Genomic DNA, 25,374 nt, shown 5'->3' on the forward strand with positions numbered 1-25,374 from the left:
CGGCTGGACGAACTCCCACTCTGTATCGGTCAGTTCATGACGACGTATCACTCGACCATGATCCACCACCCAAGATCAATTGAAGACACTGCCTAGCCCGCTACGCGTGCGGCGAGCGCGTCGCCGATCTCGTCGGTGCTGCGCGCGTCCCCGTCGCGGGCCTCCAGGTCGGCGGCGACGGCCTCCTCGATGCGGGCGGCCTGCGCGTCGAAGCCGAGGTGGCGCAGCAGCAGGGAGACGGAGAGGATCGTCGCCGTCGGGTCGGCCTTGCCGGTGCCCGCGATGTCCGGTGCGGAGCCGTGCACCGGCTCGAACATCGAGGGGAACTCGCCGGTCGGGTTGATGTTCCCGGAGGCGGCGAGGCCGATGCCGCCGGTGACGGCCGCGGCGAGGTCGGTGAGGATGTCGCCGAAGAGGTTGTCGGTGACGATGACGTCGAACCGCTCGGGCTGCGTGACGAAGAAGATCGTCGCGGCGTCGACGTGCAGGTAGTCGGTGGTGACCTCGGGGTACTCCTGGCCGACCTTGTCGAAGATGTTCTTCCACATGTGCCCTGCGTAGACCAGGACGTTGTTCTTGTGGACCAGCGTCAGCTTCTTGCGGGGGCGGGAGTTGGCCCGCTCGTACGCGTCCCGCACCACCCGCTCCACGCCGTAGGCGGTGTTGAGGCTGACCTCGGTGGCGACCTCGGCCGGGGTGCCGGTGCGCAGGCTGCCGCCGTTGCCGGTGTACGGGCCTTCGGTGCCCTCGCGGACCACGACGAAGTCGATGTCGGGGCGGCCGGCCAGCGGCGTCGCGGTGTTGGGGAAGAGCTTCGACGGACGCAGGTTCACGAAGTGGTCGAAGGCGAAGCGGAGCTTGAGCAGCAGTCCGCGCTCCAGCACACCGGAGGGTACGGACGGGTCGCCGATCGCGCCGAGGAGGATCGCGTCGTGCTGCTTGAGCGCGTCCAGTTCCTCGTCCGGGAGGGTGTCGCCGGTCGCGTGCCATCGCTTGGCACCAAGGTCGTACTCCTTGGTTTCCAGCTTGACGTCCTGCGGGAGGACCGCGGTCAGGACCTTGAGGCCCTGGGCCACGACTTCCTGGCCGATACCGTCACCGGGGATCACTGCGAGGCGAATGCTGCGAGACATGCCTGGACCCTACTCTCTGTCCCATCCGTTGACATGTGGCGTCCGGCATGCGGACACATGGGAATCCGGTTAACCGCCGTTCACCCCCAGGACCCGCTCCGGACGGCCGGCGCTGGGACCTTTTCGCCATGACTGGAGACCACCGGGCAGCCCCCCTGCCCTCGCACACCCCCCGCGTCGGCATACCGGAGCAGCTCGCGGCCCGGATGAGCATGCCGGAACAGCACGCATACCTCCGTACCAAGCTCACCCGCCGCGGGCTGCTGCGCAGTTCGGCGGCGACCGCGGGGGTCGTCGCCGGTTCCGGGCTGCTGGCCGGATCCGCCCAGGCCGCGCCCTCCCCCACCCTGCTGACCTCGCACGCCGCGAGCCACGTCGACGGTTCGCTGGTCGCGCCGTTCGGCCGGCACCTGGCGTTCGGGGCCGACCCCACGACGCAGATGCGGGTGGGCTGGCAGGTGCCGTTCGCGGTCCGCCGCCCGTACCTGCGGGTCGGCCACAAGCCCTGGGACCTGGGGCGCAAGATCCAGGCCGAGGTGCGCGACCTGCACACCCCGTCGCTGTCGGCGAAGCTGCCCGCCGTCCAGCAGTACTACCTGCACGCGGCGCTCGACGGCCTGCGCCCGGGGACGACGTACTACTACGGCGTCGGCCACGACGGCTTCGACCCGGCCGACCCGCGGCACTTCTCCACCGTCGGCACCTTCCGCACCGCCCCGGCCCGCGCCGAGACCTTCGTCTTCACCGCCTTCGGCGACCAGGGCGTCAGCTACCACGCGCTCGCCAACGACCAGTTGATCCTGGGCCAGAACCCGGCGTTCCACCTGCACGCGGGCGACATCTGCTACGCCGACCCGGACGGCCAGGGCTCCGAGCACGACACCTACGACGCGCGGGTGTGGGACCAGTTCCTGGCGCAGACCGAGTCGGTGGCCAAGTCCGTGCCGTGGATGGTGACGACCGGCAACCACGACATGGAAGCCTGGTACTCCCCCCACGGCTACGGCGGCCAGAACGCCCGCTGGACCCTGCCGGGCAACGGCCCCGACGCCCAACACGCGCCCGGCGTCTACTCGTTCACCTACGGCAACACCGCGGTCGTCGCGCTGGACGCCAACGACGTCTCGTACGAGATCCCCGCCAACCAGGGCTACACCGACGGCAAGCAGACCCGCTGGCTGGACCGCCGCCTCGGCGAACTGCGCGCCGCCGACGGCATCGACTTCATCGTCGTCTTCTTCCACTACTGCGCCTTCTCCACCACCAACTCGCACGCGTCGGACGGCGGGGTGCGCGACGCCTGGCTGCCGCTCTTCGAGAAGCACCAGGTGGACCTCGTCGTCAACGGCCACAACCACGTCTACGAGCGGACCGACGCACTCAAGGGCGGCCGGGTGTCCAAGCGGGTACCGGTCGGCGAGCGGGTCGACGCCACCCGCGACGGCATCGTCTACGTCACCGCGGGCGGCGCGGGCCGTGCCCTCTACGACTTCCCGGTGCCCGACAGCTACGAGGGCCACGTGAAGGATCTCGACTCGGTGGACACCTACCACTGGACGAAGGACCGGACGAAGGCCAAGGACACCGTGGAGTGGTCGCGGGTGCGCTACACCGGCTTCTCCTTCATCGCCGTCGAGGTCTCGCCCGGCCACCGTCCGACGATGAAGGTCACCGCGCTCGCCGAAACCGGCGAGCGCATCGACCACTTCGAGGTGACCCGGTAGCGCGCTGGCCTCAGCTCCAGGGGAGGATCACGGCCCGGCCGTTGATCCTCCCCGCGTGCAGCCGCTCGTAGGCCAGCGGCGCTTCGTCGATGCCGTACGTCTCGACGTGCACATCGACCGCACCGGCCCGCGCCAGGGCCAGCACCTCGCCCAGCTCGGTGCGGCTGCCCCAGTACGGCGAGCAGACCGCGACCTCGTGCGCCAGGGCGCCGAAGCCCACCGGCAGGGCGCCGCCGCCGAGCCCGACGATGGTCACGTCCGCCTCGGCGGCGGCCATCGCCCCGGCGGTGGCGACCGTCGGCGGGGCACCCACGAAGTCCAGGACCAGCTGCGCGCCGAGGCCGCCGGTCAGCTCGCGGACCGCCGCCGCGGCACCCGCGTCGGAGAGCACCGCGTCGTGCGCGCCCACCTCGCGGGCCAGCGCCAGCTTCTCCTCGGTGACGTCCAGCGCGATGACCCGGACCGCGGTCATGGCGCGCAGCAGCTGGATCGCGACGTGGCCGAGCCCGCCGGTGCCGATGACGACGGCCGTGGCGCCCGGCACCAGCTTGGGCAGCGAGCGCTTGATGGCGTGATACGGCGTCAGACCCGCGTCGGTCAGCGGCACCGCGGCCACCGGGTCGAGCCCGCCGAGCGGCACCAGATGCCGCGGGTCGTCGACGACCATGTACTGGGCCATCGCGCCGGGCGCGCCCAGTCCTGGCGGGAAGATGCCCAGGTCGGCGGCGCGCCGGCAGTAGTTCTCCTTGCCCTCGGCGCAGGCCGGGCAGGTGCCGCAGCCCCACGGCCCGTAGACCGCGACCGCGTCGCCGACGGTCAGTCCCGTGACCCCCGCGCCGAGCGCCGCGACGGTTCCGACGCCTTCGTGGCCGAGGGTGAGCGGCAGCGGGAAGCGCAGCGCGTCGGCCGGCATGCTCATCACGGCGATGTCGGAGTGGCACACCCCGGCCGCCGTCATCCGGAGCAGCACCTGTCCAGGACCGGCTTCGGGCTCGGGGACGGTGACGACCTGCGGGGCGGCGCCGATCTCGCGGTACTGGACTGCCTTCATGGGTGTGCTCTTTTCTCGATGCCCCGAGTGGTGGTGTGGTGACGGGTCAGCGGGCGGCGTAGCCACCATCGACGAGGTGGTAACTGCCGTTGATGAACGACGCGCGGTCGGACAGCAGGAACGCGGTCAGCTCGGCGACCTCGTCGGCGGTGCCGAGCCGGCCCGCCGGGTGCAGCGCGACGAGCTGCGCGCGGTGCTCAGGGTCGGCGTCGCGCAGCAGCGGGGTGTCGATGAAGCCCGGCCCCGCCGCGTTGATCCGGATGCCCTGGTCCGCGTATTCGAGTGCGGCCGTCTTGGTCAGGCCGACCACACCGTGCTTCGCGGCGACGTACGCGGGCGATCCGGCGAAGCCGTTGGTGCCCAGGATCGACGCCATGTTGACGATGGCGCCGCCGCCCGCGGCGGCCATCACCGGCAGTTCGTGGCGCAGCGAGTGGAAGACGCCGTTGAGGTTGGTGTCGATGACGCGGCGGAAGGCGTCCGGGTCGTACGCACCGGTGGCTGCCACCGGACCGCTGATCCCCGCGTTGTTGACGGCCAGATCGAGGCTGCCGTAGGTGTCGGTGGTGAAGCGGACGGCGCGGGCGACGGATTCCGCGTCGGTGACGTCCACCGCGACGGCCGCGGCGCGGGCACCGTCGGCGGCCAGTTCACCGGCGGCGGCGCGGGCGCCCGCTTCGTTGAAGTCCGCCAGGACGACGGCGGCGCCGCCGCGCACCAGCCGGCGGGCGACGGCCAGGCCGATACCGGAGGCACCGCCGGTGACCAGTGCGACCCGTCCGGCGAACTCGTCCGCGACGACGGCGGGGGCGGGGGTGGAGCTGTGGTCGTGCGACATACGTACTCAGATCCCTCGAGGCGATACGGGAGCCTGATCGGGCGGCTCCCCGGGGTGCGCCGCGGGTGCGGCGGACGGTGACGCGTCGGCCAGCGCGGCGAAGGCGCGCTCGACGAGGCCGGGCAGGGCGGCGAGTTGACCGCCCCTGACCCAGGCGTGCTGCGCGGCGACGAGGGCACCGGCCCCGGCTCCGACGAGCACGGCGGGGCGCAGGTCCACCGTGGGATCCACGCCCAGCCGGCCGGCCAGGATGCGGACCGATTCCTCCTGCGCGGCGACGCGGGTGTGCTGGAGCGCGGCGTACAGCGTCGGCTCGCGCTCGGCGAGCGTCAGCAGGTCGAAGACGTGCGGCCGGCGGTGCCAGGCGGGCTCGTCCTCGTCGGTGAGCCAGTCCAGTACGGCGGCGCGGTAGGCGACCAGCGGTGGCTCGGCGGCCGGGCGGGCGCGCAGCGCGTCGTTGATCCGCTCGGCGTCGGCGCGGATGCAGTCGGCGACGGCCTCTTCCTTGCCGGTGAAATACCGGCTGAAGGTCCGCCGCGCGACATCGGCGCGCTCGGCGATGTCCTCGACGCTCACCTCGCGCAGTCCGCGGTCGAGCACCAGCTCAAGGGCGGCCCGCGCGAGGGTGTCGCGGGTACGGCGTGACCTGCGGGCCCGACGGTCGGGCCGCGCTTCGGTTCCGGTGCGTTCCGCGCTCATATCTGCACGGTACACCCACCGTGTCCCAATAGGACACATGTCCCGATGGGACACCCCTCACACAGGGCCACCGCCGGAACGCCCCGCCCCACGGACCCCGCCGCCGCTGCGCGCACGCGGCAGCGGCGGCGGCGGCGGTACGGGCGACAACGGCCCGTTCGGATCAGGGATCAGGGATCAGGGTCAGGGATCAGTGCCCGGTGGACCCGCCGTTGTCCCGGCGGTCAAGGGCCCGCTGGAGCGCGGCAGCGGCGTTCTTGCGGTCGGCTTCATTGGTCCTGCGAGCGGAGTGACGGGTCCTGCGGACGGCAGTCTCGGCCATGATTCACGTCTCCAATGCCAAAGCCCCGAGAAGGAGGATTGCGTCGATCCAGGAACGGCCGGAAGGGGCGGGGGCCTTGTGCCACAGGGGTCACCTGCGCGCGTGCACGGGCCGCATCCACCGTCGCTCGATAGAGCGATACGTTCGGCTCCTACAACGCTAGGACAGTGCAGCCGTGATGTCTGCACAATTACTTGGGCTTCCTACTATCTGAGACGGGTGAACCCTCCACGGCTGCGCGGTGACCGGAGTCCGAGCCTTTAGCGTGGCGGCGTCGCTTGCACACTCCCCGAGGGCTTCCACGCCGAGATCATCGAGGGGTTCATCGAGGTGTCGCCCACCGGTCGCTACGCACATGGCCGGGCCGCCAACCGAGTGCGCTGCGCCTTGGGTGCGTTCCTGGCCGAGCGGGAGCACACCGCCTACCAGGTTGGTCTCCCCCGGGCACGACGCCATCACCCGGGACCGGGTGCGCAAGCGCAGCGCGTATGCCAGGGCCGGTGTCCCCGTATACGTGATCATCGACGACTTCGACGAGCGGGGCACCGTCAGCGTGCTCACCTCCCCCTGCCGGGAGAAGGGCACCGGCGACGGCCCGGCACTCCCCGTCGAGGGGTGCCGGGCCGTCGTACGTCCCGTAACGCCCGACCGCCCCCGGCCGGTCGGGCCAGGGGCGGTCGGTGCGGTGGATACCGCGGGCGCCGGTGCGCGGGGGGAGGTCACGGCCGGCGCCCGCCGGGGCGTGCGGATGGGCACGTCCCGGCGTCGGGGGTGGGTCAGCCCATGTGCGGGTAGCGGTAGTCCGTCGGGGCGACCATCGTCTCCTTGATGGCGCGCGGGGACATCCAGCGCAGCAGGTTGAACTTCGAGCCCGCCTTGTCGTTGGTGCCCGAGGCCCGGCCGCCGCCGAAGGGCTGCTGGCCGACGATGGAGCCGGTCGGCCGGTCGTTGACGTAGAAGTTGCCGGCCGCGAAGCGGAGCTTCTCGGAGACCTCGGCGACGACCTGCCGGTCCTTGGCGAGGACGGCGCCGGTCAGCGCGTAGGCCGACGCGGACTCCATCTGCTCGACGGTCTTGTCGAAGTCGGCGTCCTCGTAGACGTGGACGGCGATGATCGGGCCGAAGTACTCGGTCTTGAAGACCTCGTTCTCCGGGTCCGAGCAGGCGATGACGGTCGGGCGGACGAAGTAGCCCACCGAGTCGTCGTAGGTGCCGCCGGCCACGATCTCGCAGGTCGGGTCGGCCTTGGCGCGGTCGATGGCGGCCTTGTTCTTGGCGAACGAGCGGTCGTCGATGACGGCGCCGATGAAGTGCGACAGGTCGGTGACGTCACCCATCGTCAGGCCGTCGACCTCGGCGGCCAGCTCGTCCTTGAAGCCGTTCTCCCAGGTGGAGCGGGCGACGTAGGCGCGGGACGCGGCGGAGCACTTCTGGCCCTGGTACTCGAAGGCGCCACGGGTGATGGCGGTCTTCAGGATCGCCGGGTCGGCGGTCGGGTGGGCGACGATGAAGTCCTTGCCGCCGGTCTCGCCGACCAGCCGCGGGTAGGAGCGGTAGCCGGTGATGTTCTCGCCGACGGCCTTCCACAGGTGCTGGAAGGTGGCGGTCGAGCCGGTGAAGTGGATGCCGGCCAGCTCCGGGTGCGGCAGCGCGACCTCGGAGACCGCCTTGCCGTCACCGGTGACGAGGTTGATGACGCCCTTGGGCAGGCCGGCCTCCTCCAGCAGCTCCATCAGCAGGATCGCCGAGTGGGTCTGGGTCGGGGAGGGCTTCCAGACGACCACGTTGCCCATCAGGGCCGGGGCGGTCGGCAGGTTGCCGGCGATGGCGGTGAAGTTGAAGGGCGTGATCGCGTAGACGAAGCCCTCCAGCGGGCGGTGGTCCAGGCGGTTCCAGACACCGTTCGGCTGCATGGGGGGCTGCTCCTGGAGCAGCTCACGCGCGAAGTGCACGTTGAAGCGCCAGAAGTCCACCAGCTCGCAGGGCGCGTCGATCTCGGCCTGCTGGGCGGTCTTGGACTGGCCGAGCATCGTGGAGGCGGCGATGGTCTCGCGCCAGGGGCCCGACAGCAGGTCCGCGGCCTTGAGCAGGATCGCGGCGCGGTCGTCGAAGGACATCGCGCGCCAGGCCGGGGCGGCGGCCAGGGCGGCGTCGACGGCCTCCTGGGCGTCGGCCTTGGTGGCGTTGGCGTAGGTGCCGATCACGGCCTTGTGGTTGTGCGGCTGCACGACGTCGAAGCGCTCGCCGCCGCCCATCCGCTTGACGCCGTTGATGGTCATCGGCAGCTCGACGGGGTTGCCGGCGAGCTCCTTGAGCTTGGTCTCAAGGCGGGCGCGCTCCGGGGAGCCGGGGGCGTAGCCGTGCACCGGCTCGTTGTACGGGGCGGGGACGTGGGTCACAGCGTCCATAGCGGCCGTGTCTCCTTCGATTTCGACGTCGGTTTCACAATGTTCCAGCGGCGCGCCGCTGAGGGTGGGCGGCGCGGGCGCTGCTTTCGGGGAGCTACCCCCCGCCTCAAGCATCCACCCGCGCGGCCCGATCGGGCCATCAGCCCTTGGAGGCGAGCGACCTGAGGAAGAACGCCATGTTCGCGGGGCGCTCGGCGAGGCGCCGCATGAAGTATCCGTACCAGTCGGTGCCGTACGGGATGTAGACGCGCATGCGGTGGCCCTCGGCGACGAGCCGCTGCTGCTCGGCCTCCCGGATGCCGTAGAGCATCTGGAACTCGAAGTCGCCGGGCTTGCGGCCGTTGCGGCGGGCCAGGTCCTGGCCGATGGCGACCATCCGCGGGTCGTGCGAGCCGATCATGGGGTAACCCTCGCCCGCCATGAGGATCTTCAGGCAGCGCACGTAGGCCTTGTCGACCTCGCGCTTGTCCTGGAAGGCGACGGTCGCGGGCTCCTTGTAGGCGCCCTTGACGAGCCGGACGCGGGAGCCTTCACCGGCCAGCGCGTGGCAGTCGTCCTCCGTACGGAAGAGGTAGGACTGGACGACCGCTCCCGTCTGGGGGAACCGCTCGCGCAGGTCGGCGAGGATCGCGAGGGTGGAGTCGACGGTGGTGTGGTCCTCCATGTCGAGGGTCACGGTCGTACCGGCCGCGGCTGCGGCCTCCACCACGGGTGTGACGTTCTTGAGCGCCAGCTCATGGCCGCCGGACAGCGCCTGCCCGAAGGCGGAGAGCTTGACGGACATCTCGGCGCGCTCGCCGAGCCCCTGCGCACCGAGTGCCTCGGTGAGCTGGAGGTAGGCGTCGCGGTTGCGCAGCGCCTCGGCCGGGTCGGTGATGTCCTCGCCGAGGTGGTCGAGGGTGACCTCCATTCCCCGCTCGGCCAGGGACCGTACGACGGCCATCGACTGGTCGAGCCGTTCACCGGCGACGAATCGATCGACCACCGGGCGGGTGATCGGAGCGGCCGCAACGATGCGGCGGATGCTGTCGCTGCGCGCGGCGGCGAGGAGCACAGGACCCAGCATGGGGCACCTCCACGATTCAGGATGACAAATGCCGGGCGGGCGCCGGTGGGGCGGGCGCAACGGCAAGATGAGCCACCTGAAACTTAAGGATCTCGTCACCTTTCAGCCATCGACAGCTGTCACGCCTTGGTGGCCCGTATCTCAGACACTTGTATGAGAATGAAGGGTGACGACAACACCACTGTGGCTGCGGATGATGAAGTGCCGCCAGGGACAGTGGTGGCGTACACAACAGGAAAGGGGACGACCGGCGGATGCGGGGCGACTACCAGCAGCTTGTGGACGAGATCTCAGCGGCGCTCGGAGCGCCTGCGACCTTGGAGGATCGCGACTTCGGGCTGATCGCGTTCGGCGCTCATGAGGGCGACGACGACCTCGTCATGGATCCCGTGCGTACCCGGTCGATCCTCCAACGCCGCTCGTCGTCCGCGGTGAGAGCCTGGTTCGAGGCGTTCGGGATCGCCCGCGCCAAGAGCGCCCTGCGCATCCCTCCGGACCCCGCGGCGGGCGTGTTCAAAGGCCGGATCTGTTTGCCGGTGCGCCACCGCGGCATCGTGCACGGCTATGTGTGGCTGCTGGACGACGGCCACCTCACCCACCTCGAACTCGGCGGTCATGACACGCCCCCCGACCCGCGCATCGAGCAGGCCATGGAGACCGCGGCCCGGATCGGCGCCCTGCTCGCCGACGAGGCGCGGGCCGGCTCCGAACTGGGCGATCTGCTGCGCGAGGTGCTGCTCGCCGGGCCCGCGGGCCGGCCGGCCGCCGCGGTCCTGCTCCGCGACGCGCTGCGCGACACCCTGCGGTTCAGCACGGGCATGCCGCTGACGCTGGTCGCCGTGCTGCCGTGGGACACCCCCGAAACCGACGCGGCGCCGCCGCCGAGCCTGCCGGGACTGCTGGCGGCCTGCGCGCTCCAGCCCGGCGGGGCGACGGGCGGCTCCGGCGAGACCGCCACCGTCCCCGCGCAGGCCGGGGCGTCCGGCACCGGCCCGCCGCGCGCCGCGCCACCGGTCCCCGCGCTGGCCGCCCTGGTACGACTGCGGTCCCCCGGTGCGCTCGGGCCCGCCCACACGGTGGCCGAACATCTGCTGCGGTCCCCGCGCGCGGGCGCCGCCGCCCCGGCCGCCGCAGGCCGCAGGCCGGTCCGCACCTCCCCCGCCGACGGCTCCCAGCTACGGCCCGGCGCGGCCGGAATCGCCTCCGGCACCCAGGAGTTGACCGGGCTTCCGGCGATCTGGCGGGAGGCCCTGGACGCCGCCCGCGCGGCCCGCGCCGAGCCGCGCTTCGGGCCGGTCGCCGAGTGGACGGCGCTGGGCTCGTACCGTCTGCTGACCGCGCTGCCCGCCGGTGTGACCGACGCCGCGGTCCGGCCGCTGCTGGCGCCCGCGCACACCGAACTCGCCCGCACCGTCGAGGCGTTCCTCGACTGCGCGGGCCAGGCGGGCCGCACCGCGCAGGCCCTGGGCATCCACCGCCAGACGCTCTACTACCGCCTGGGCCGGGTGGAGAAACTCACCGGCCTCGACCTCGACGAGGGCGAGGACCGCCTGCTGCTGCACATGTCCCTGAAGGCCGCCCGGCTGTGACGTCCCTCCAGGAAGGCCCCGCCTCAAGCCCCTGGACAGCCGAGGGTCACAAGCGGTCGTGCGTTCCCGGGGAGTTCGGGCCGGGAAGCGTGCGGGTTTTCTCCTTCTGCCCGGCAGGCGCTCGGCAGGTCAGGTCCTTGGCCGGGAGCCTGCCCGTGGTCAGGTAGACCGTGGCGCTCCTGTCCGCGCAGGAGTTGGTGCCGTTGACGATGTGCCCCTCTCCGCCGGCGACGGTGACCATCCGGGATCCGCGCAGGGCCCGGTGCATGGCCCGGCCGCCGGCCGGGGGCGTGGCAGGATCCCACTCGTTCTGCAGGATGAGTGCACGGACCCTGTTGGTCACTGTTGTCCTGGGTTCGCTGCCCGGCTTCCAGAAGGCACACGGCTTGATGTGGGACTCGAAGTCGCCGGACAGCGGATACCGGGCCTTGTCGCGGATCGCGTCGCGGCGGTACTGCTCGGGGTCGCGCGGCCACGACGTGCGGGTGTCGGCGCAGAGGACGGCCCAGGCGCTCGCGGCTTCATTGTCCGGGGGAATGTCACGGGCGGACGCCGGCCGGAGGGGGCTCGGGACCTGCTCGGGCGTGCCGGACGGAGCCGGTTTCCTGCCCTCGGCCGCCTTCTTCAGCTCGGCGACCCATGTGGCGGCCCTCTGAACGCGGGAGAACGTGGCGCGCTGAGCGCGGATGGTGTCACCGGTGAAAAGCGTCCCACCGTGGTCGACGGGTGTGCGGTCGGCCTGGGCGATGAGGTCCCAGAACGTCTTGCGGACCTCGGCCGGGGTACGGCCCAGTGCGTACGTCACGTGTCGCCGGGCCGTCCATTGGGTCCATCGTGTGAAGGCGGGCTCGGCGCTCTCCGCCATCGCCCGGAACATGCCCCGCCCGTACCGCGCGGGGTCGGCCGCACTGTCAAGGACGAACCGGTCGGTTCGCCGGGGGAACATCTGCGTGTAGACGGCGCCGAGGTAGGTGCCGTAGGAGAACCCCAGGTAGGAGATCTTCTTCTCGCCCAGCACGGCACGGATGACGTCCATGTCGCGAGCGGTGTTGCGGGTGGTGAGGTGGCGCAGCCTGTCACCTTCCTCGGCCTGGCACTTGGCGGCCACCGTACGGGCCCACTTCACATCCTTCGCGAAGGTCTCGGCCTTGTACGGGCGCTCCACGTCCTGTTCGCCGGCGGTCAGACCGCAGCTGACGGGCGAGCTCTGCCCGACGCCCCTCGGGTCGAACCCGATGAGGTCGTACTGCCTCTTCACTTCCTCGGGGAACTCCGCTGCCCCACTGACGGGCACATCCAGGCCAGGACCGCCGGGGCCGCCGGGGTTGAGCAGCAGAACGCCGCGACGTTCCTTTGCCCTGCTTGCCTTGAGCCGGGATATCGCGAGGTCCGTCTTCTTGCCTCCGGGATTGCCGTAGTTCAGCGGCACCTTGAGTGTCGCGCACTGATAGGTGGCGGGATTCTTCGCATCGCAGCGCTGCCACCGCGGCGTCTGTTGCGTGTACTGCCGCAGAGGGTCCTTGGCCGCGGAGGCATCGGATCCAGAAAGGGGCATTGCAGGGGTAAGCGTCGAAAGGAAAGTCGCCACGGCGCCGACGACCAGGAGAGAGGCAATTCTTGTGTTCCGCACTGTGTTGCTCGTCCTTGCTGGGAAGAAGTCGCCCCGTCGCCGGTCAATTCCCGGTGAACTGCTGGTGGACGCACTGCTTGTACTGCTGGAAACTGTCGGGCCGATAGCACTCCTGCGTCTTGTTCGCGTACCAGACGAAGAAGACGGCGACCAGGACGGACACCACGATCGCGAGGGCCGACGTCACCACGCCGGTGAGGGCCTTGCCCCGGCCGATACCGGTCCGCCTGGCCGTTGTCAGGGCGACGCTGCCCAGGATCAGTCCGATGCCGCCGAACAGGCCGCCGATGAAGAGGACCGACGTGCTCAAGCCGATGACGCCGAGCACCATGGCGGCCCCGGCCAGACCGTTGGCCGATGCCGTGCGATGCGGCGGCATCTCCATTCCTCGCGTGATTCCTCGCGTGATTCCTTGCGTATTCATCGAACGTCCTCCGGTCAACTGTTCAGGGCACGATCCTGGCTTCCGGCGTCGCGGATGCGCATCGCGGTAAGGCGGGAGAAGGTGCTCCCTCGATCGGGGGAGGCCACCGGTGAACTGCCCGGTCATACTGGGGCGACAATGATCAGGGGACTCCGGCCGCTGCTGCGCGGCTCCACATATTCGGGCATGCTGTTCGCCTATTGCGGCGCGTTGGCGAGCCTTCCACTACTGCCTTTCGCCCTGCTGCCGACACGGGCGTGGCCATCCGCTCCCTATGGAGTGCAGGCCGTCCTGGTCCTCCTGGTCTGGGCCGCACTGATCGGCCTGGTCGGTCTTGCCCGCACCACGCGGCGGGCACTGATCGCGTTCGCCCGCCACCTTCTGAGGGTGCCGTTGCCGGCCCCTGCCGCCGTGCCATCCGGCGCCGACCGCTGGCGGACTCCCCTCTGGCTGCTGCTGCACGTGGCGCTGGGGTGGACGGGGGCGCTGACGAGCGGCGTGCTGGTCCTCATGGGGATCGCCCTCCCCGGGAACTGGCTCGGTGCCGAAGCCGGGCTGAGCCTGTTCGGCCGGTCGCTGCGGTCCGACGGCGGATGGCAGAGCTGGGTGGTGGCGCTCGGCTGCCTGCTGCTCGCGGCGGTCGTGTGCGGGGTGGTGACGAGCGTGCTGCGGTGGCTGGCGCCCAGGCTCCTGGGCCCTTCGTCGGCCGAGCGGCTCGCGCTGATGGCCGAGCGGGAGCAGCGGCTTGCCGAACGCAACAGGCTGGCCCACGAGTTGCACGACTCGATCGGGCACACGCTGACCGCGACCACGATCCAGGCGGCGGTCGCGGGCGAGGTGCTGTCCGCCGACCCTGGGGCGGCGCGGGCCGCGCTGCGCAGCATCGAGGAGTCGGCCAGGGCCGCGCTTGAGGACCTGGATTACGTACTGGGCGTACTGCGCGAGGAGACGGCGGAGACGGCACCGACCCGGACCCTGGCCGACCTGCCCGAGCTGCTCGACCGGTTGCGGCACGCGGGCGCGGTCCTTGAGGTGGAGCTGTCGGGTGAGTTGGCGCAGGTGCAGGGGACGCTCTCCCGGGCCGCGTACCGGATTCTGCAGGAGGGGCTGACGAACGCGCTGCGGCACGGGACGGGCGGTCCGATCGGGGTCCGGGTGGCGGCTCTGCCGGATCGGCTTGAGCTCGGTGTGGTCAATGGGGCGGGCGCCGGCATGCGTACGGGCGCGGGTGTCTTCCGTACGTCCGGACACGGCCTGCCCGGCCTGGCCGAGCGCGTGCGGCTGCTGCACGGTGAGATCGAGGTCGGCCAGGACGGGCCGCGGCACTGGCGGTTGGCGGTCCGGCTGCCGGTACGGGTACCGGCATGACCGGCTCCGACGCGAGTGCGGCCGTCACGACCGGCACCGGGTCCGGGTCCGGCCCTGCCGGTACCCCCGTCACCCTCGTGATCGCGGACGACGACGAGGTGACCCGCAGCGGTCTGCGCACCTTGCTCGCGGCGCAGCCGGGGATCGCGGTCGTCGGGGAGGCCGCCGACGGCGTCGAGGCGGTCGAGCAGGTGCGGCGGCTGCGGCCTGACGTGGTCCTGATGGATGTGCGGATGCCGCGTCGCAACGGGATCGAGGCCACCCGGCACCTCCTTGCCGAGCCGGCCCAACCGTCGAAGGTCGTGGTGATCACCACCTTCGAGAACGACGGCTACGTCACCGCCGCGCTCAGCGCGGGGGCCAGCGGGTTCGTGCTCAAGCGGCTTCCGGTCCGGCAGATCGCCGAGGCGGTACGTGTGGTGGCGGCGGGGGAGGCGATCCTCTTCCCGGCGGCCCTGCGCCGGATGGTCGCCGCCCGCCCGCTGGGCTCCGCCGAGGCGTTGCCGAAGGCGGCGCTGACGGAGCGGGAGGAGGAGGTGCTGCGGCTGATGGCCACCGGCCTGTCCAACCCGGAGATCGCGCAGTCGCTGATGGTGAGCCTGGAGACGGTGAAGACGCACGTCGGGAACGTGCTGACCAAGCTCGGTGCGCAGAACCGTACCCACGCGGTGGTGATCGCGTACGAATCAGGTCTGGTGGTGCCGGGGTTCACCGGCTGACGCACGACACGGCCCGCGCGAGCACCACCGACTCGGGTACAACTCCCCCGGCCGCTGAACTCCCCTCGCCCCGCGGCCCGTTGAAGGCCACGGCTCAGGCCGCGGCTTGACGGTCACGACCACGACACCCGGCGCGGCAGGACCCGCAAGGGCCCGGCCTCCGCGAGCGGGCGGGAGGCCGGGCCGGTCGCAGTGCGGGGCGGGCGCCGACGGCCCGGGGCGGGCGGCGGCCGGCCGGATCAAGGGCCTCCGCCGCTCCCCCGGAGGCGGCGGTCACCGGCGCCGGTCAGGACCCGGGCCCTTCCGCTCGCCCTTACGGGCCGTCGTACCGTCGTCGAACTCCAGCTGCTCCTTGCGGATCTCGATGTTGACCTCCTTCTGCTCCGTGACCCGCTCGGTCTCCAGCCGCACCCGTTCCACCGGCACGGTCTTCTTGCTGACCACGGCCTGTTCCTCGTGCAGAACGACCTCGACCTCGCCGTCACTGATGCGCGGCGGGGTCCGGCCGCTCATCCGCTCGTCGTCGGTGATCCGCTCGCGGACCATCCGCACCTCTTCGTGGCTGACCGGAACCGTGCGGTGCACGTCCTCGGTGACCACGCGCTTGCGCAGGTGGGCACGGCCGCTCTCGCGCTCCTCGGTGCCGATCTGCATCTGCTCCTCGGAGAGCACGATCTCGGGGACCTGTTCCCTGGCCCCCTTGGTGCCCGTGCGCTCGTCGTCGCCCCGGCCGCGTGACATCGCCATCCCGCCGGCCCCCGCCCCGGCCAGCGGCCGGTCGGTGCGTTCCTTGTGGAGCGATCCGGCGCCCTCGGCCATCGCCCGGTCACGGTCGCCGGCCGGCGTACGGGACCGCCGCGCGTCGCCTCCGGTGCCGGCCGCGGCCATCCCCGCGGCGCCGCCGGCCGCCATGCCGGTACCCGTCATCCCGGCGTTGCCGGTACCCGCCGGGCTGCCGGTGTCGGCGCCCTGCACGGTGCCGGCCGCCGGGTTACCCGGCCGGTTCAGCCCGTAGTGGCGGTACAGCTCCTCCTCCTCGGACGGATCGAGATGCCCGTCGGCATCGATCCGCGGTGCCTCCTTGATCGTTTCCTTGGTGTGCGGAACGTGCAGTTCGTCGTCCACCCGCCGCGCCCCGGCAAGCGGTACGAAGGTCTCCTTCATCCCGAAGAGGCCGGTCCGCACGGTGATCCACTCGGGAATGTTGGTGGCGTCGTCACGGTAGACCTGCTGGACCGAGCCCACCTTGGCGCCCTCCGAATCGACCACGTTCAGACCGGTCAGATCCTGCGGGGTGTCACCCAGGGGTGCATTCATGGCGTCTTCTCCTTCCGCCCGCGCCGGCAGGGCACGCGCAGTTCCCATTGCGCGTCGCGAACACGCACGCAGCGAGTCGGGAGCGAAGGAAATCAGCGGCTCCGACGGGCCCCGGACGGTATTGACGGCGCTCGGCCCCTCCCCACCCACTACGCCATTCGGGTGAAGGGTGCGGAGATCTCCGGGGGCGGCCTGTCACCCGGCCGGGTGCGGGCCATTCGTCTGGCTCTCGCGGCACCGCGCGCACCCGCAGTGCACGGCAACGGGCCCGGACACCGCGAGGCGGTGTCCGGGCCCGTGTGAGCTGCGGAAAGCCGGTGGATCAGTCGGCGAGATTGACCGCGCGCACCGAGGTCGCGCCGATCTCGTCGGAGATCTCGGCGAGCACACCGGCCGGGATGGTGTCGTCGACGGTCAGCGCAACCAGGGCCTCGCCGCCCACGTCGGCCCGCGAGACCTGCATGCCGCCGATGTTGATGCCCGCCTCGCCCAGGATCCTGCCGACGGTGCCGACGACTCCGGGACGGTCGCCGTAGCGCAGGAACGCCATGTGGTCGGCGAGCGCCAGGTCGATGGAGTGCTCCCCGACCGCGACGATCTTCTGGGCGTTCTTGTTGCCCGACAGGGTGCCGGAGATCGAGACCTCCTCGCCGTCGGCGAGGGTGCCGCGCACCGTCACGACGTTGCGGTGCTCGGCCGACTCGCTGCTGGTCGTCAGCCGGACCTCGACGCCGCGCTCCTGCGCGAACAGCGGCGCGTTGACGTAGGACACCGTCTCGGCGACGACGTCCTCGAACACGCCCTTGAGCGCGGAGAGTTCCAGCACCTTGACGTCGTGCTGGGTGATCTCGCCGTACACCTCGACGTCGAGACGCAGCGCGACCTCACCGGCCAGCGCGGTGAAGATCCGGCCCAGGCGCTCGGCCAGCGGCAGCCCCGGCTTGACGTCCTCGGCGATCACACCGCCCTGGACGTTGACCGCGTCCGGCACCAGCTCGCCGGCCAGCGCGAGCCGCACCGACCTGGCGACCGCGATGCCGGCCTTCTCCTGCGCCTCGCCCGTCGACGCGCCGAGGTGCGGGGTGGCCACGACCTGGTCGAACTCGAACAGCGGCGAGTCGGTGCACGGCTCGGACGCGTAGACGTCGAGGCCCGCGCCTGCCACCCGGCCCTCCTTGAGCGCGCTGGCCAGCGCGACCTCGTCGACGATCCCGCCGCGGGCGGCGTTGACGATCCGGACCGACGGCTTCACCTTGTGCAGCGCGTCGTCGCCGATCAGGCCGACCGTCTCGGGCGTCTTGGGCAGGTGCACGGTGATGAAGTCGGAGACCGCGAGCAGCTCGTCGAGGGTGAGGAGCTTGACCCCCATCTGCGCGGCGCGGGCCGGCTGGACGTAGGGGTCGTAGGCGACGACCTTCATGCCGAAGGCCGACATCCGCTGCGCGACCAGGACGCCGATCCGGCCGAGGCCGACCACGCCGAGGGTCTTCTCGCTCAGCTCGACACCGGTGTACTTGCTCCGCTTCCACTCGCCGTTCTTGAGGGCGGTGTTGGCCTGCGGGATGTTGCGGGCCGTGGCGACCAGCAGGCCGCAGGCCAGTTCGGCAGCGGTGACGATGTTGGAGGTCGGGGCGTTGACGACCATCACACCCGCCTTGGTGGCGGCGGAGACGTCGACGTTGTCCAGGCCCACGCCGGCGCGGGCGACGACCTTCAGCTTCTTCGCGGCGGCAATCGCTTCGGCGTCGATCTTCGTGGCGCTGCGCACGAGGACGGCGTCCACCTCGGCGATGACGGGGAGCAGTTCGGCGCGGTCCGCGCCGTTGCAGTGCCGGATCTCGAAGTCGGGGCCGAGGGCGTCGACGGTGGCGGGCGAGAGTTCTTCGGCGATCAGTACGACAGGTTTCGAGCTCACGTGGTCTTCAGTCCTCACTAGTCCTTCGCGGACGACCGTCCCGACGGCCGAAGGCGGTGAAGGGGGCAGCCGCGTGGAAGACGCACGACGCTGTGAGCCTGACGCGCTTGTGCCTGGCAGTGTAGTGGCGGCCCTGGGCATCGCTGTGCCGAAGCGTAAGGATCACCCGTGCGTGGTTCTACGCGGTGGACAAGGCGACGCCGCCGTATCGGTGGACGGGGCCGCGGCCGGACGGACGAAAGGGCCGCGGACAGTGCCGCGGCCCTCGTCCGACGGGTGTTACGCCTCGTCGTCGACCCAGCTCATCAGCTTGCGCAGCTGCTTGCCCGTGGTCTCCAGGAGGTGGTTCTCGTCGGCCTTCTTGTACTCGTTGTACTTCGGCAGACCGGCGTTGTACTCCGCCATCCAGTTGTTGGCGAAGGTGCCGTCCTGGATCTCGGCGAGCACCTTCTTCATCTCGGCCTTGGTGTTCTCGTTCACGATCCGCGGGCCGGTGACGTAGTCGCCCCACTCGGCGGTCTCGGAGATCGACCAGCGCATCTTCTCCAGGCCGCCCTCATACATGAGGTCCACGATCAGCTTCAGCTCGTGCAGGCACTCGAAGTACGCGATCTCGGGCTGGTAGCCCGCCTCGACCAGCGTCTCGAAACCGGCCTTGACCAGCGCCGACGCGCCGCCGCACAGCACGGCCTGCTCGCCGAAGAGGTCGGTCTCGGTCTCCTCGGTGAAGGTCGTCTTGATGACGCCGGCGCGGGTGCCGCCGATGCCCTTGGCGTACGCGAGCGCCAGCGCGAAGGCACTGCCGGAGGCGTCCTGCTCGACGGCCGCGATGCAGGGCACGCCGCGGCCTTCCTCGTACTGACGGCGCACCAGGTGGCCGGGGCCCTTGGGGGCGACCATGCAGACGTCGACGCCCTCGGGGGCCTTGATGAAGCCGTAACGGATGTTCAGGCCGTGGCCGAAGAACAGCGCGTCACCGTCCTTGAGGTTGTCCTTGATGGACTCCTCGTAGACCTTCGCCTGGATCGGGTCCGGCACCAGGATCATGATGACGTCGGCCTCGGCCGCCGCCTCGGCGGGCGTGACCACCCGCAGGCCCTGCTCCTCGGCCTTCGCCTTGGACTTGGAACCCTCGTGCAGACCGACGCGCACGTCGACACCAGAGTCACGCAGGGACAGCGCGTGGGCATGGCCCTGGCTTCCGTACCCGATGACCGCGACCTTGCGGTTCTGGATGATGGACAGGTCGGCATCGTCGTCGTAGAACAGCTCGGCCACTTCGGGTATCTCCTTGGATCTAGCTGGTTGCCCACACAGTACGTCGGGCGGGGTGGGGAAGGTTCGCGGGTCTCGCCATGCGAGCGGCGAGGGCGGCGCCGTGCCGCTCGGGGCGCGGCGCCGTGCGGTCCGCCGGGGACCGCGGGGGTCAGGCCGTACGGTCCAGCGCACGCAGCGAGCGGTCCGTGATGGACCGGGCGCCACGCCCTATGGCGATGGTGCCGGACTGCACCAGCTCCTTGATGCCGAACGGCTCCAGCATCTTGAGCATCGCCTCCAGCTTGTCGCTGGATCCGGTGGCCTCGACGGTGACCGCCTCCGGGGAGACGTCGACGGTCTTGGCACGGAAGAGCTGGACGATCTCGACGATCTGCGAGCGGGTCTCGTTGTCCGCGCGGACCTTGACGAGGACCAGCTCCCGCTGGATCGCGTGCCCCTGCTCCAGCTCGACGATCTTCAGCACGTTGACGAGCTTGTTGAGCTGCTTGGTGACCTGTTCGAGCGGCAGCGATTCGACGCTGACCACGATAGTGATGCGGGAGATGTCGGGGTGTTCGGTGACACCGACCGCGAGCGAGTCGATGTTGAAGCCGCGCCGGGAGAACAGGGCGGCGATCCGCGCCAGGATGCCGGGGGTGTTCTCCACCAGGACGGAGAGCGTGTGCTTGGACATGGTCGGTCTTCTCTCTTCTTCCGTGCGTCCGTGACGTCCTGGGCTCAGTCGTCGTCGTGGTCGCCGAAGTCGGGACGCACGCCCCGGGCGGCCATGACCTCGTCGTTGGAGGTGCCGGCGGCCACCATCGGCCAGACCTGGGCGTCCTCGTGGACGATGAAGTCGACCACCACCGGGCGGTCGTTGATGGCGTTGGCCTTGGCGATGACGGCGTCCAGCTCGGCCGGGTCCTCGCAGCGCAGTGCGACGCAGCCCATCGCCTCGGACAGCTTCACGAAGTCGGGGATGCGGGTGCCGCGGGGCTTCTCGCCGCCCGCCTCCTCGCCGGGGCCGCTGTGCAGCACGGTGTTGGAGTAACGCTGGTTGTAGAAGAGCGTCTGCCACTGGCGGACCATGCCCAGCGCGCCGTTGTTGATGATCGCGACCTTGATCGGGATGTTGTTCAGCGCGCAGGTGACCAGCTCCTGATTGGTCATCTGGAAGCAGCCGTCGCCGTCGATCGCCCACACCGTACGGTCCGGCTTCCCCGCCTTGGCGCCCATCGCCGCCGGGACGGCGTAGCCCATCGTGCCCGCGCCGCCGGAGTTGAGCCACGTCGAGGGCTGCTCGTAGTCGATGAAGTGGGCGGCCCACATCTGGTGCTGGCCCACACCGGCCGCGTAAATGGTGCCTTCGGGGGCCAGCTTGCCGAGCCGCTCGATGACCTGCTGCGGCGAGAGGCTGCCGTCGTCGGGCAGGTCGTAGCCCAACGGGTAGGTCTCGCGCCAGCGGTTGAGGTCCTTCCACCAGGCGCGGTAGTCGCCCTTGTGGCCTGCGTCGTGCTCCGCCTGGACCGCGACGATCAGGTCGGCGATGACCTCACGGGCGTCACCGACGATCGGCACGTCCGCCATCCGGTTCTTGCCGATCTCCGCCGGGTCGATGTCCGCGTGCACGACCTTGGCGTACGGGGCGAAGGAGTCCAGCTTGCCGGTGACGCGGTCGTCGAAGCGGGCGCCGAGGGTGATCAGCAGGTCCGACTTCTGGAGGGCGGTGACGGCGGTGACCGCGCCGTGCATGCCGGGCATGCCGACGTGCTGGGGGTGGTTGTCGGGGAAGGAGCCGAGCGCCATCAAGGTGGTGGTGACGGGCGCGCCGGTCAGCTCGGCGAGCACCTTCAGCTCGGCGGTGGCACCGGACTTCATGACCCCGCCGCCGACGTACAGCACCGGCCGCTTGGACTCCACGATCAGCCGGGCGGCCTCCCGGATCTGCTTGGCGTGCGGCTTGGTCACCGGGCGGTAGCCGGGCAGTTCGGTGTGCGGCGGCCAGCTGAAGGTGGTCTTCGACTGGAGGGCGTCCTTGGCGATGTCGACCAGGACAGGACCCGGGCGGCCCGTGGACGCGATGTGGAACGCCTCCGCGATCGTCCGCGGGATCTCCAGCGGGTCGGTCACCAGGAAGTTGTGCTTGGTGATCGGCATCGTGATGCCGCAGATGTCCGCCTCCTGGAAGGCGTCCGTGCCGATGGCGGCCGAGGCGACCTGCCCGGTGATGGCGACCAGCGGGACGGAGTCCATGTGCGCGTCGGCGATCGGCGTGACGAGATTGGTGGCACCCGGCCCCGAGGTCGCCATGCACACCCCGACCTTGCCGGTGGCCTGCGCGTACCCGGTGGCCGCGTGCCCCGCACCCTGCTCGTGGCGCACCAGGACGTGCCGGACCTTCGAGGAATCCATCATCGGGTCGTACGCCGGAAGGATCGCACCGCCGGGAATGCCGAACACGGTGTCGGCCCCGACCTCCTCGAGCGAACGAATGAGGGACTGCGCACCCGTGACGTGCTCGACGGCGGCGGTCGGCTGCGATCCGCCGGAGTGACGGGTCCGCGGCTGCGGATGGTGGGCCCCCGGGGCGGCCTGCTCGGTCATCTGCGTCTCTTCTCGAAGCTGAGGGTTTTGGCGGGATTTGTGAGGTTGCGGTGCAACAAAAAACCCCTCGTGCCAGGAGGCAAGCGAGGGGAGCGCGTCGGGTGCGTTCAAGTGGGCTTCTTCGATGCCCAGCTTCAGCCGACGCGCTTTCCAAGTACGAGAATTCGGGTGCGCATGGCACTGACCCTCCCCCCGGCGCCACATGAGTGTCAAGTGGGTGGGACGGAGGTCTCACTATTTGGGCGCAGCGGGGGATGGACCAGGGCATCGGGGCCGGCCACACCGCCGTGCCGCACCGGCAGCCGGCTGCCCGAGAGCACCACGGCACGCCCCTCTCCCGACAGGGCCGGCAACGGGTAGGAGTCACGCGTCAGGGCCCGCCGCAGCCGGTGCTCGTCGAGCGGCCCGGAGAAGGCCACGCCCTGGCCGTGCGTGCAGCCCATGGCGCGCAGCGCGAGGACCTGTTCGGGCAGGTCGACGCCGTCGGCGACCGACTGCATCCCGAGATCGGACGCGATCCGCAGCAGGCCGGAAGTGATCTTGTGCAGCCGGGCGGATTCGACTACGCCGTCGACGAGGCCGCGGTCCAGGCGGAGCACGTCGATGGGCAGCCGGCGCAGGGCGCTGATGGCGGCGTACCCGCTCCCGAAGCCGTCGAGCGCGATCCGTACGCCGGCCCGCCGCAGGGCGACCAGGCGGCGCTCCAGTTCGTCGAGCGGGATCCTCGGGTCGCTGTCGGACAGCTCCAGGACGAGGGCGCCCGAGGGCAGTGCATGCCGGGCGAGCAGGGACTCGATGCTCTTGGGCGGCAGCGCGCGGTCCAGCAGACGGCGGGCGGAGAGACGGACCGCGACCGGGACCTGATGGCCGGCGCGGTGCCTGGCCGCGGCCTGCTCGACGGCCGCTTCGAGCTGCCAGCGGCACAGCTCGGCGGTGCGGTCCCCTTCCTCGGCGGTCCGGCCGCGGTCGCCGACCCGCAGGAATTCGGCCGGGGTGAACAGGATGCCCTGGACGGAGCGCCATCGGGTGTGCGCGGCGACGGCGGTGACCCGGCCGGTGGCCAGCTCGACCACGGGCTGGTGCAGCAGCGTGAACTCGCCTTCGTGCAGCGCGGTGCGGAGCTTGGTGGCGAGTTCGGCGCGGCGGGCCACCTCGGCCTGCATCTGCGGCGCGTACAGCTCGACCCGGCCCTTGCCCGCCTGCTTGGCGCGGTACATGGCGAGGTCGGCGTTGCGCATCAGCCCGGCCGGGGTGACGCCGGGCTCGGCGAAGGCCACGCCGATGCTCGCGGCGACCCTGACGTCCCGGCCGTCGATGCGGTAGGGCTCGGAGAGCTTGATGCGCAGCCGGTCGGCGATCTCGTGGATCCGGAACTCGCGGGCCGACGGGTCGCAGGTGCCGTCGCCCGTGATCAGCGCGGCGAATTCGTCGCCCCCGAGCCTGGCCGCTATGTCTCCGGCACGCACCGAATCGCCGAGGCGCTTGGCCGCCTGGATCAGCAGCTCGTCGCCGGCCTGGTGCCCGATGGTGTCGTTGACCTGCTTGAAACCGTCGAGGTCGATGTAGAGCACGGCGGTGTCGTGGTCGCCGGCCCGGCGGCCGGTGAGCGCCTTGCTGACGCGTTCGGTGAACAGGGCGCGGTTGGGCAGGTCCGTGAGCGCGTCGTGCGAGGCGTTGTGCTGAAGCTGGGCCTGGAGGCGGACGCGCTCGGTGACGTCACGGGAGTTGAAGATCAGGCCGCCGTGGTGGCGGTTGACCGTGGACTCGACGTTCAGCCAGCCGTCGCCTCCGGAGCGCCGGGCACCGGCACGGAAACGGCACTCGATACGGGTGGTGGGCTCGACGTCCGGTGGGGCGGCGAGGAATCTGCGGACCTCGTGGACGACGCGCCCCAGATCCTCGGGGTGGATCAGGGAGGCGAGTTCGGAGCCGACCAGTTCCTCCGCGTCGCGGCCGTAGACCCCGGCCGCCGCCGGGCTGACGTAGCGCAGCACGCCGGTGGGCGCGGCGATCATGATGACGTCGCTCGACCCCTGGACCAGGGAGCGGAAGTGGTTCTCCTTCTGGGCCAGTTCCTGGGTCAGCGTGAGGTTGTCGAGCAGCATGATGCCCTGGCGCACGACCAGGGCGAGCACGACCGTGCAGCCGGTGAAGAGCACGACGTGGTCGAGGCGGTGGCCGTCCAGGACGTTGGTGAGGATGCCCAGGGTGCACACGCCGGCGGCGAGATACGGGGCCAGCGCGGCCAGCGAGCCCGCGATCGGGCGGCCTGCGGGGGTCTGGGGCCTGCGGGCCTGGCAGGTGGCGCGGTCCTCGCCGCCGAGGTCGCCGGGCGCGCGCCGGATGACCCAGGGCGCGTAGGCGAGGAGTATCGACCCGGCGAACCAGCCGGCGTCCAGGATCTGGCCCGAGCGGTAGTGCTCGCGCAGCAGCGGCGAGGTGAAGAGGGCGTCGCACAGCACCGTCAACGCCAGGGCGGCGATGGCGGTGTTGACGGCCGAGCGGTGCACGGACGCCCGCCGGAAGTGCAGTGCGAGCACCATGCTGACCAGCACGATGTCCAGCAGCGGGTAGGCCAGCGCCAGCGCGCACTGGGCGACGCTGCGGCCCGGGAAGTGGGCGGTGTGCGCGAGGGCCAGGCTCCAGGACAGGGTGAGCAGCGAGCCGCCGATCAGCCAGGCGTCCAGGGCGAGACAGATCCAGCCGGCTTTGGTCACCGGCCGTTTGGCGAGGACCAGGAGGCCGATGATCGCGGGCGGGGCGAACAGCAGGAAGCAGAAGTCCGCCAGGGAGGGGCTGGGGACCGCGGTCCCCTGCACGACTTCGTACCAGCCCCATACGCCGTTGCCGAAGGCGGCCATCCCCGAGGAGCCGGCGAAGAGTACCCATGCGGGGCGGAGGCGGGTGTCGCGCTTGCGGGCGTACAGGCCGCAGGAGACGGCCGCCACCAGCGCGGCGAAGCTGAGGCCGAAGTCACCCATGAACTTGGCGACTTGGGGAGATCCCCAGCCGAGGGCGGCGCCCACGGCGTAACCGCCGCAGATCCCCGCGAGTGCGATCTGCGGCACCAGGCTCGGCGGTCCGCCCGCCTGGACCGGCGGCCGGGAGAGCACCGCGCCCGGGGCGCTCACCGGGCCCTCCCGTGCACGCCGGCGTGGTGGCGACGTGGTCGGCACATCGGGGGCTGTCGCCATATCCCCCTCGGTGCTCGTGGATCGCGCGTCTCGCGATTCGTCCATCGGCCGTACATCGCCGTCGCCCCCCTCGAGTTCCGGATCCTTCGCGGGCGCCGCCGGCTCTGCGACGCCGT

19 protein-coding genes are annotated in these 25,374 nt (G+C 71.0%); 4 read left to right on the top strand and 15 right to left on the bottom strand.

Features of this window, described 5'->3' with window-relative positions:
• Positions 1-92: 92 nt before the first annotated feature.
• Complete coding sequence (locus tag ACGFNI_RS09705; RefSeq protein WP_393682216.1) at positions 93-1,133, bottom strand: 3-isopropylmalate dehydrogenase; 1,041 nt, start codon at positions 1,131-1,133, stop codon at positions 93-95.
• Positions 1,134-1,261: 128 nt separating this feature from the next.
• Between ACGFNI_RS09705 and ACGFNI_RS09710 the strand changes: the two genes are divergently transcribed.
• Positions 1,262-2,857 carry a fibronectin type III domain-containing protein gene (locus ACGFNI_RS09710; protein WP_393682217.1) on the top strand — a complete coding sequence of 532 codons (1,596 nt, stop codon included), beginning with the start codon at positions 1,262-1,264 and terminating at the stop codon, positions 2,855-2,857.
• Between the two features lie 10 nt (positions 2,858-2,867).
• Here ACGFNI_RS09710 and ACGFNI_RS09715 read toward each other — a convergent pair whose 3' ends face one another.
• From ACGFNI_RS09715 to ACGFNI_RS09740, 6 genes are all read right to left on the bottom strand, one after another.
• Entirely contained in the window at positions 2,868-3,908 is a 1,041-nt protein-coding gene (locus ACGFNI_RS09715) for an NAD(P)-dependent alcohol dehydrogenase (protein WP_393682219.1), read from the bottom strand.
• A gap of 46 nt (positions 3,909-3,954) precedes the next feature.
• On the bottom strand, positions 3,955-4,746 hold the full coding sequence (locus tag ACGFNI_RS09720; protein ID WP_393682220.1) for an SDR family NAD(P)-dependent oxidoreductase: 792 nt from the start codon (positions 4,744-4,746) through the stop codon (positions 3,955-3,957).
• Between the two features lie 6 nt (positions 4,747-4,752).
• Positions 4,753-5,445, bottom strand: coding sequence for a TetR family transcriptional regulator (locus ACGFNI_RS09725; protein ID WP_393682222.1), 693 nt, complete (start codon positions 5,443-5,445; stop codon positions 4,753-4,755).
• 190 nt (positions 5,446-5,635) lie between these two features.
• A complete protein-coding gene (locus ACGFNI_RS09730; protein ID WP_393682224.1) occupies positions 5,636-5,767 on the bottom strand; it encodes a hypothetical protein in 132 nt (43 codons plus the stop codon).
• A 776-nt stretch (positions 5,768-6,543) separates the two neighbouring features.
• Complete coding sequence (gene pruA, locus ACGFNI_RS09735; protein ID WP_393682226.1) at positions 6,544-8,175, bottom strand: L-glutamate gamma-semialdehyde dehydrogenase; 1,632 nt, start codon at positions 8,173-8,175, stop codon at positions 6,544-6,546.
• Positions 8,176-8,314: 139 nt separating this feature from the next.
• Entirely contained in the window at positions 8,315-9,241 is a 927-nt protein-coding gene (locus ACGFNI_RS09740) for a proline dehydrogenase family protein (protein WP_393682228.1), read from the bottom strand.
• Positions 9,242-9,495: 254 nt separating this feature from the next.
• On the opposite strand from ACGFNI_RS09740, the gene ACGFNI_RS09745 reads away from it, so the two are divergent.
• Positions 9,496-10,830, top strand: coding sequence for a PucR family transcriptional regulator (locus ACGFNI_RS09745; protein WP_393682230.1), 1,335 nt, complete (start codon positions 9,496-9,498; stop codon positions 10,828-10,830).
• 46 nt (positions 10,831-10,876) lie between these two features.
• Here the strand turns inward: ACGFNI_RS09745 and ACGFNI_RS09750 are convergent, their stop codons facing one another.
• Together ACGFNI_RS09750 and ACGFNI_RS09755 are read right to left on the bottom strand one after the other, a co-directional pair.
• Complete coding sequence (locus tag ACGFNI_RS09750) at positions 10,877-12,385, bottom strand: alpha/beta hydrolase (RefSeq protein ID WP_393682232.1); 1,509 nt, start codon at positions 12,383-12,385, stop codon at positions 10,877-10,879.
• A 118-nt stretch (positions 12,386-12,503) separates the two neighbouring features.
• Positions 12,504-12,839 (bottom strand): DUF4190 domain-containing protein, encoded by a 336-nt coding sequence (locus tag ACGFNI_RS09755; protein WP_393682233.1) that lies wholly within the window; start codon positions 12,837-12,839, stop codon positions 12,504-12,506.
• A gap of 183 nt (positions 12,840-13,022) precedes the next feature.
• On the opposite strand from ACGFNI_RS09755, the gene ACGFNI_RS09760 reads away from it, so the two are divergent.
• Positions 13,023-14,252 carry a sensor histidine kinase gene (locus ACGFNI_RS09760; RefSeq protein WP_393682235.1) on the top strand — a complete coding sequence of 410 codons (1,230 nt, stop codon included), beginning with the start codon at positions 13,023-13,025 and terminating at the stop codon, positions 14,250-14,252.
• Complete coding sequence (locus tag ACGFNI_RS09765) at positions 14,249-14,971, top strand: response regulator (protein ID WP_393682237.1); 723 nt, start codon at positions 14,249-14,251, stop codon at positions 14,969-14,971. The genes ACGFNI_RS09760 and ACGFNI_RS09765 overlap by 4 nt, the downstream gene beginning before the upstream one ends.
• Before the next feature lie 273 nt (positions 14,972-15,244).
• Here the strand turns inward: ACGFNI_RS09765 and ACGFNI_RS09770 are convergent, their stop codons facing one another.
• The 6 genes from ACGFNI_RS09770 to ACGFNI_RS09795 form a co-directional block, all read right to left on the bottom strand.
• Entirely contained in the window at positions 15,245-16,288 is a 1,044-nt protein-coding gene (locus ACGFNI_RS09770) for a PRC and DUF2382 domain-containing protein (protein WP_393682239.1), read from the bottom strand.
• 322 nt (positions 16,289-16,610) lie between these two features.
• Positions 16,611-18,203, bottom strand: a complete 1,593-nt coding sequence (serA, locus tag ACGFNI_RS09775; protein ID WP_393682241.1) for a phosphoglycerate dehydrogenase — start codon at positions 18,201-18,203, stop codon at positions 16,611-16,613.
• Positions 18,204-18,482: 279 nt separating this feature from the next.
• Positions 18,483-19,481, bottom strand: a complete 999-nt coding sequence (gene ilvC / locus ACGFNI_RS09780) for a ketol-acid reductoisomerase (RefSeq protein WP_393682243.1) — start codon at positions 19,479-19,481, stop codon at positions 18,483-18,485.
• Positions 19,482-19,629: 148 nt separating this feature from the next.
• Positions 19,630-20,154, bottom strand: a complete 525-nt coding sequence (ilvN, locus tag ACGFNI_RS09785; protein ID WP_393682245.1) for an acetolactate synthase small subunit — start codon at positions 20,152-20,154, stop codon at positions 19,630-19,632.
• A 44-nt stretch (positions 20,155-20,198) separates the two neighbouring features.
• Positions 20,199-22,064, bottom strand: a complete 1,866-nt coding sequence (locus ACGFNI_RS09790) for an acetolactate synthase large subunit (RefSeq protein ID WP_393682246.1) — start codon at positions 22,062-22,064, stop codon at positions 20,199-20,201.
• A gap of 209 nt (positions 22,065-22,273) precedes the next feature.
• Positions 22,274-25,195: a putative bifunctional diguanylate cyclase/phosphodiesterase gene (locus ACGFNI_RS09795; protein ID WP_393682247.1), complete on the bottom strand. Its 2,922-nt coding sequence runs from the start codon at positions 25,193-25,195 to the stop codon at positions 22,274-22,276.
• Positions 25,196-25,374: the final 179 nt, after the last annotated feature.

Source organism: Streptomyces sp. NPDC048644 (genome assembly GCF_043199105.1).
GTDB lineage: Bacteria > Actinomycetota > Actinomycetes > Streptomycetales > Streptomycetaceae > Streptomyces.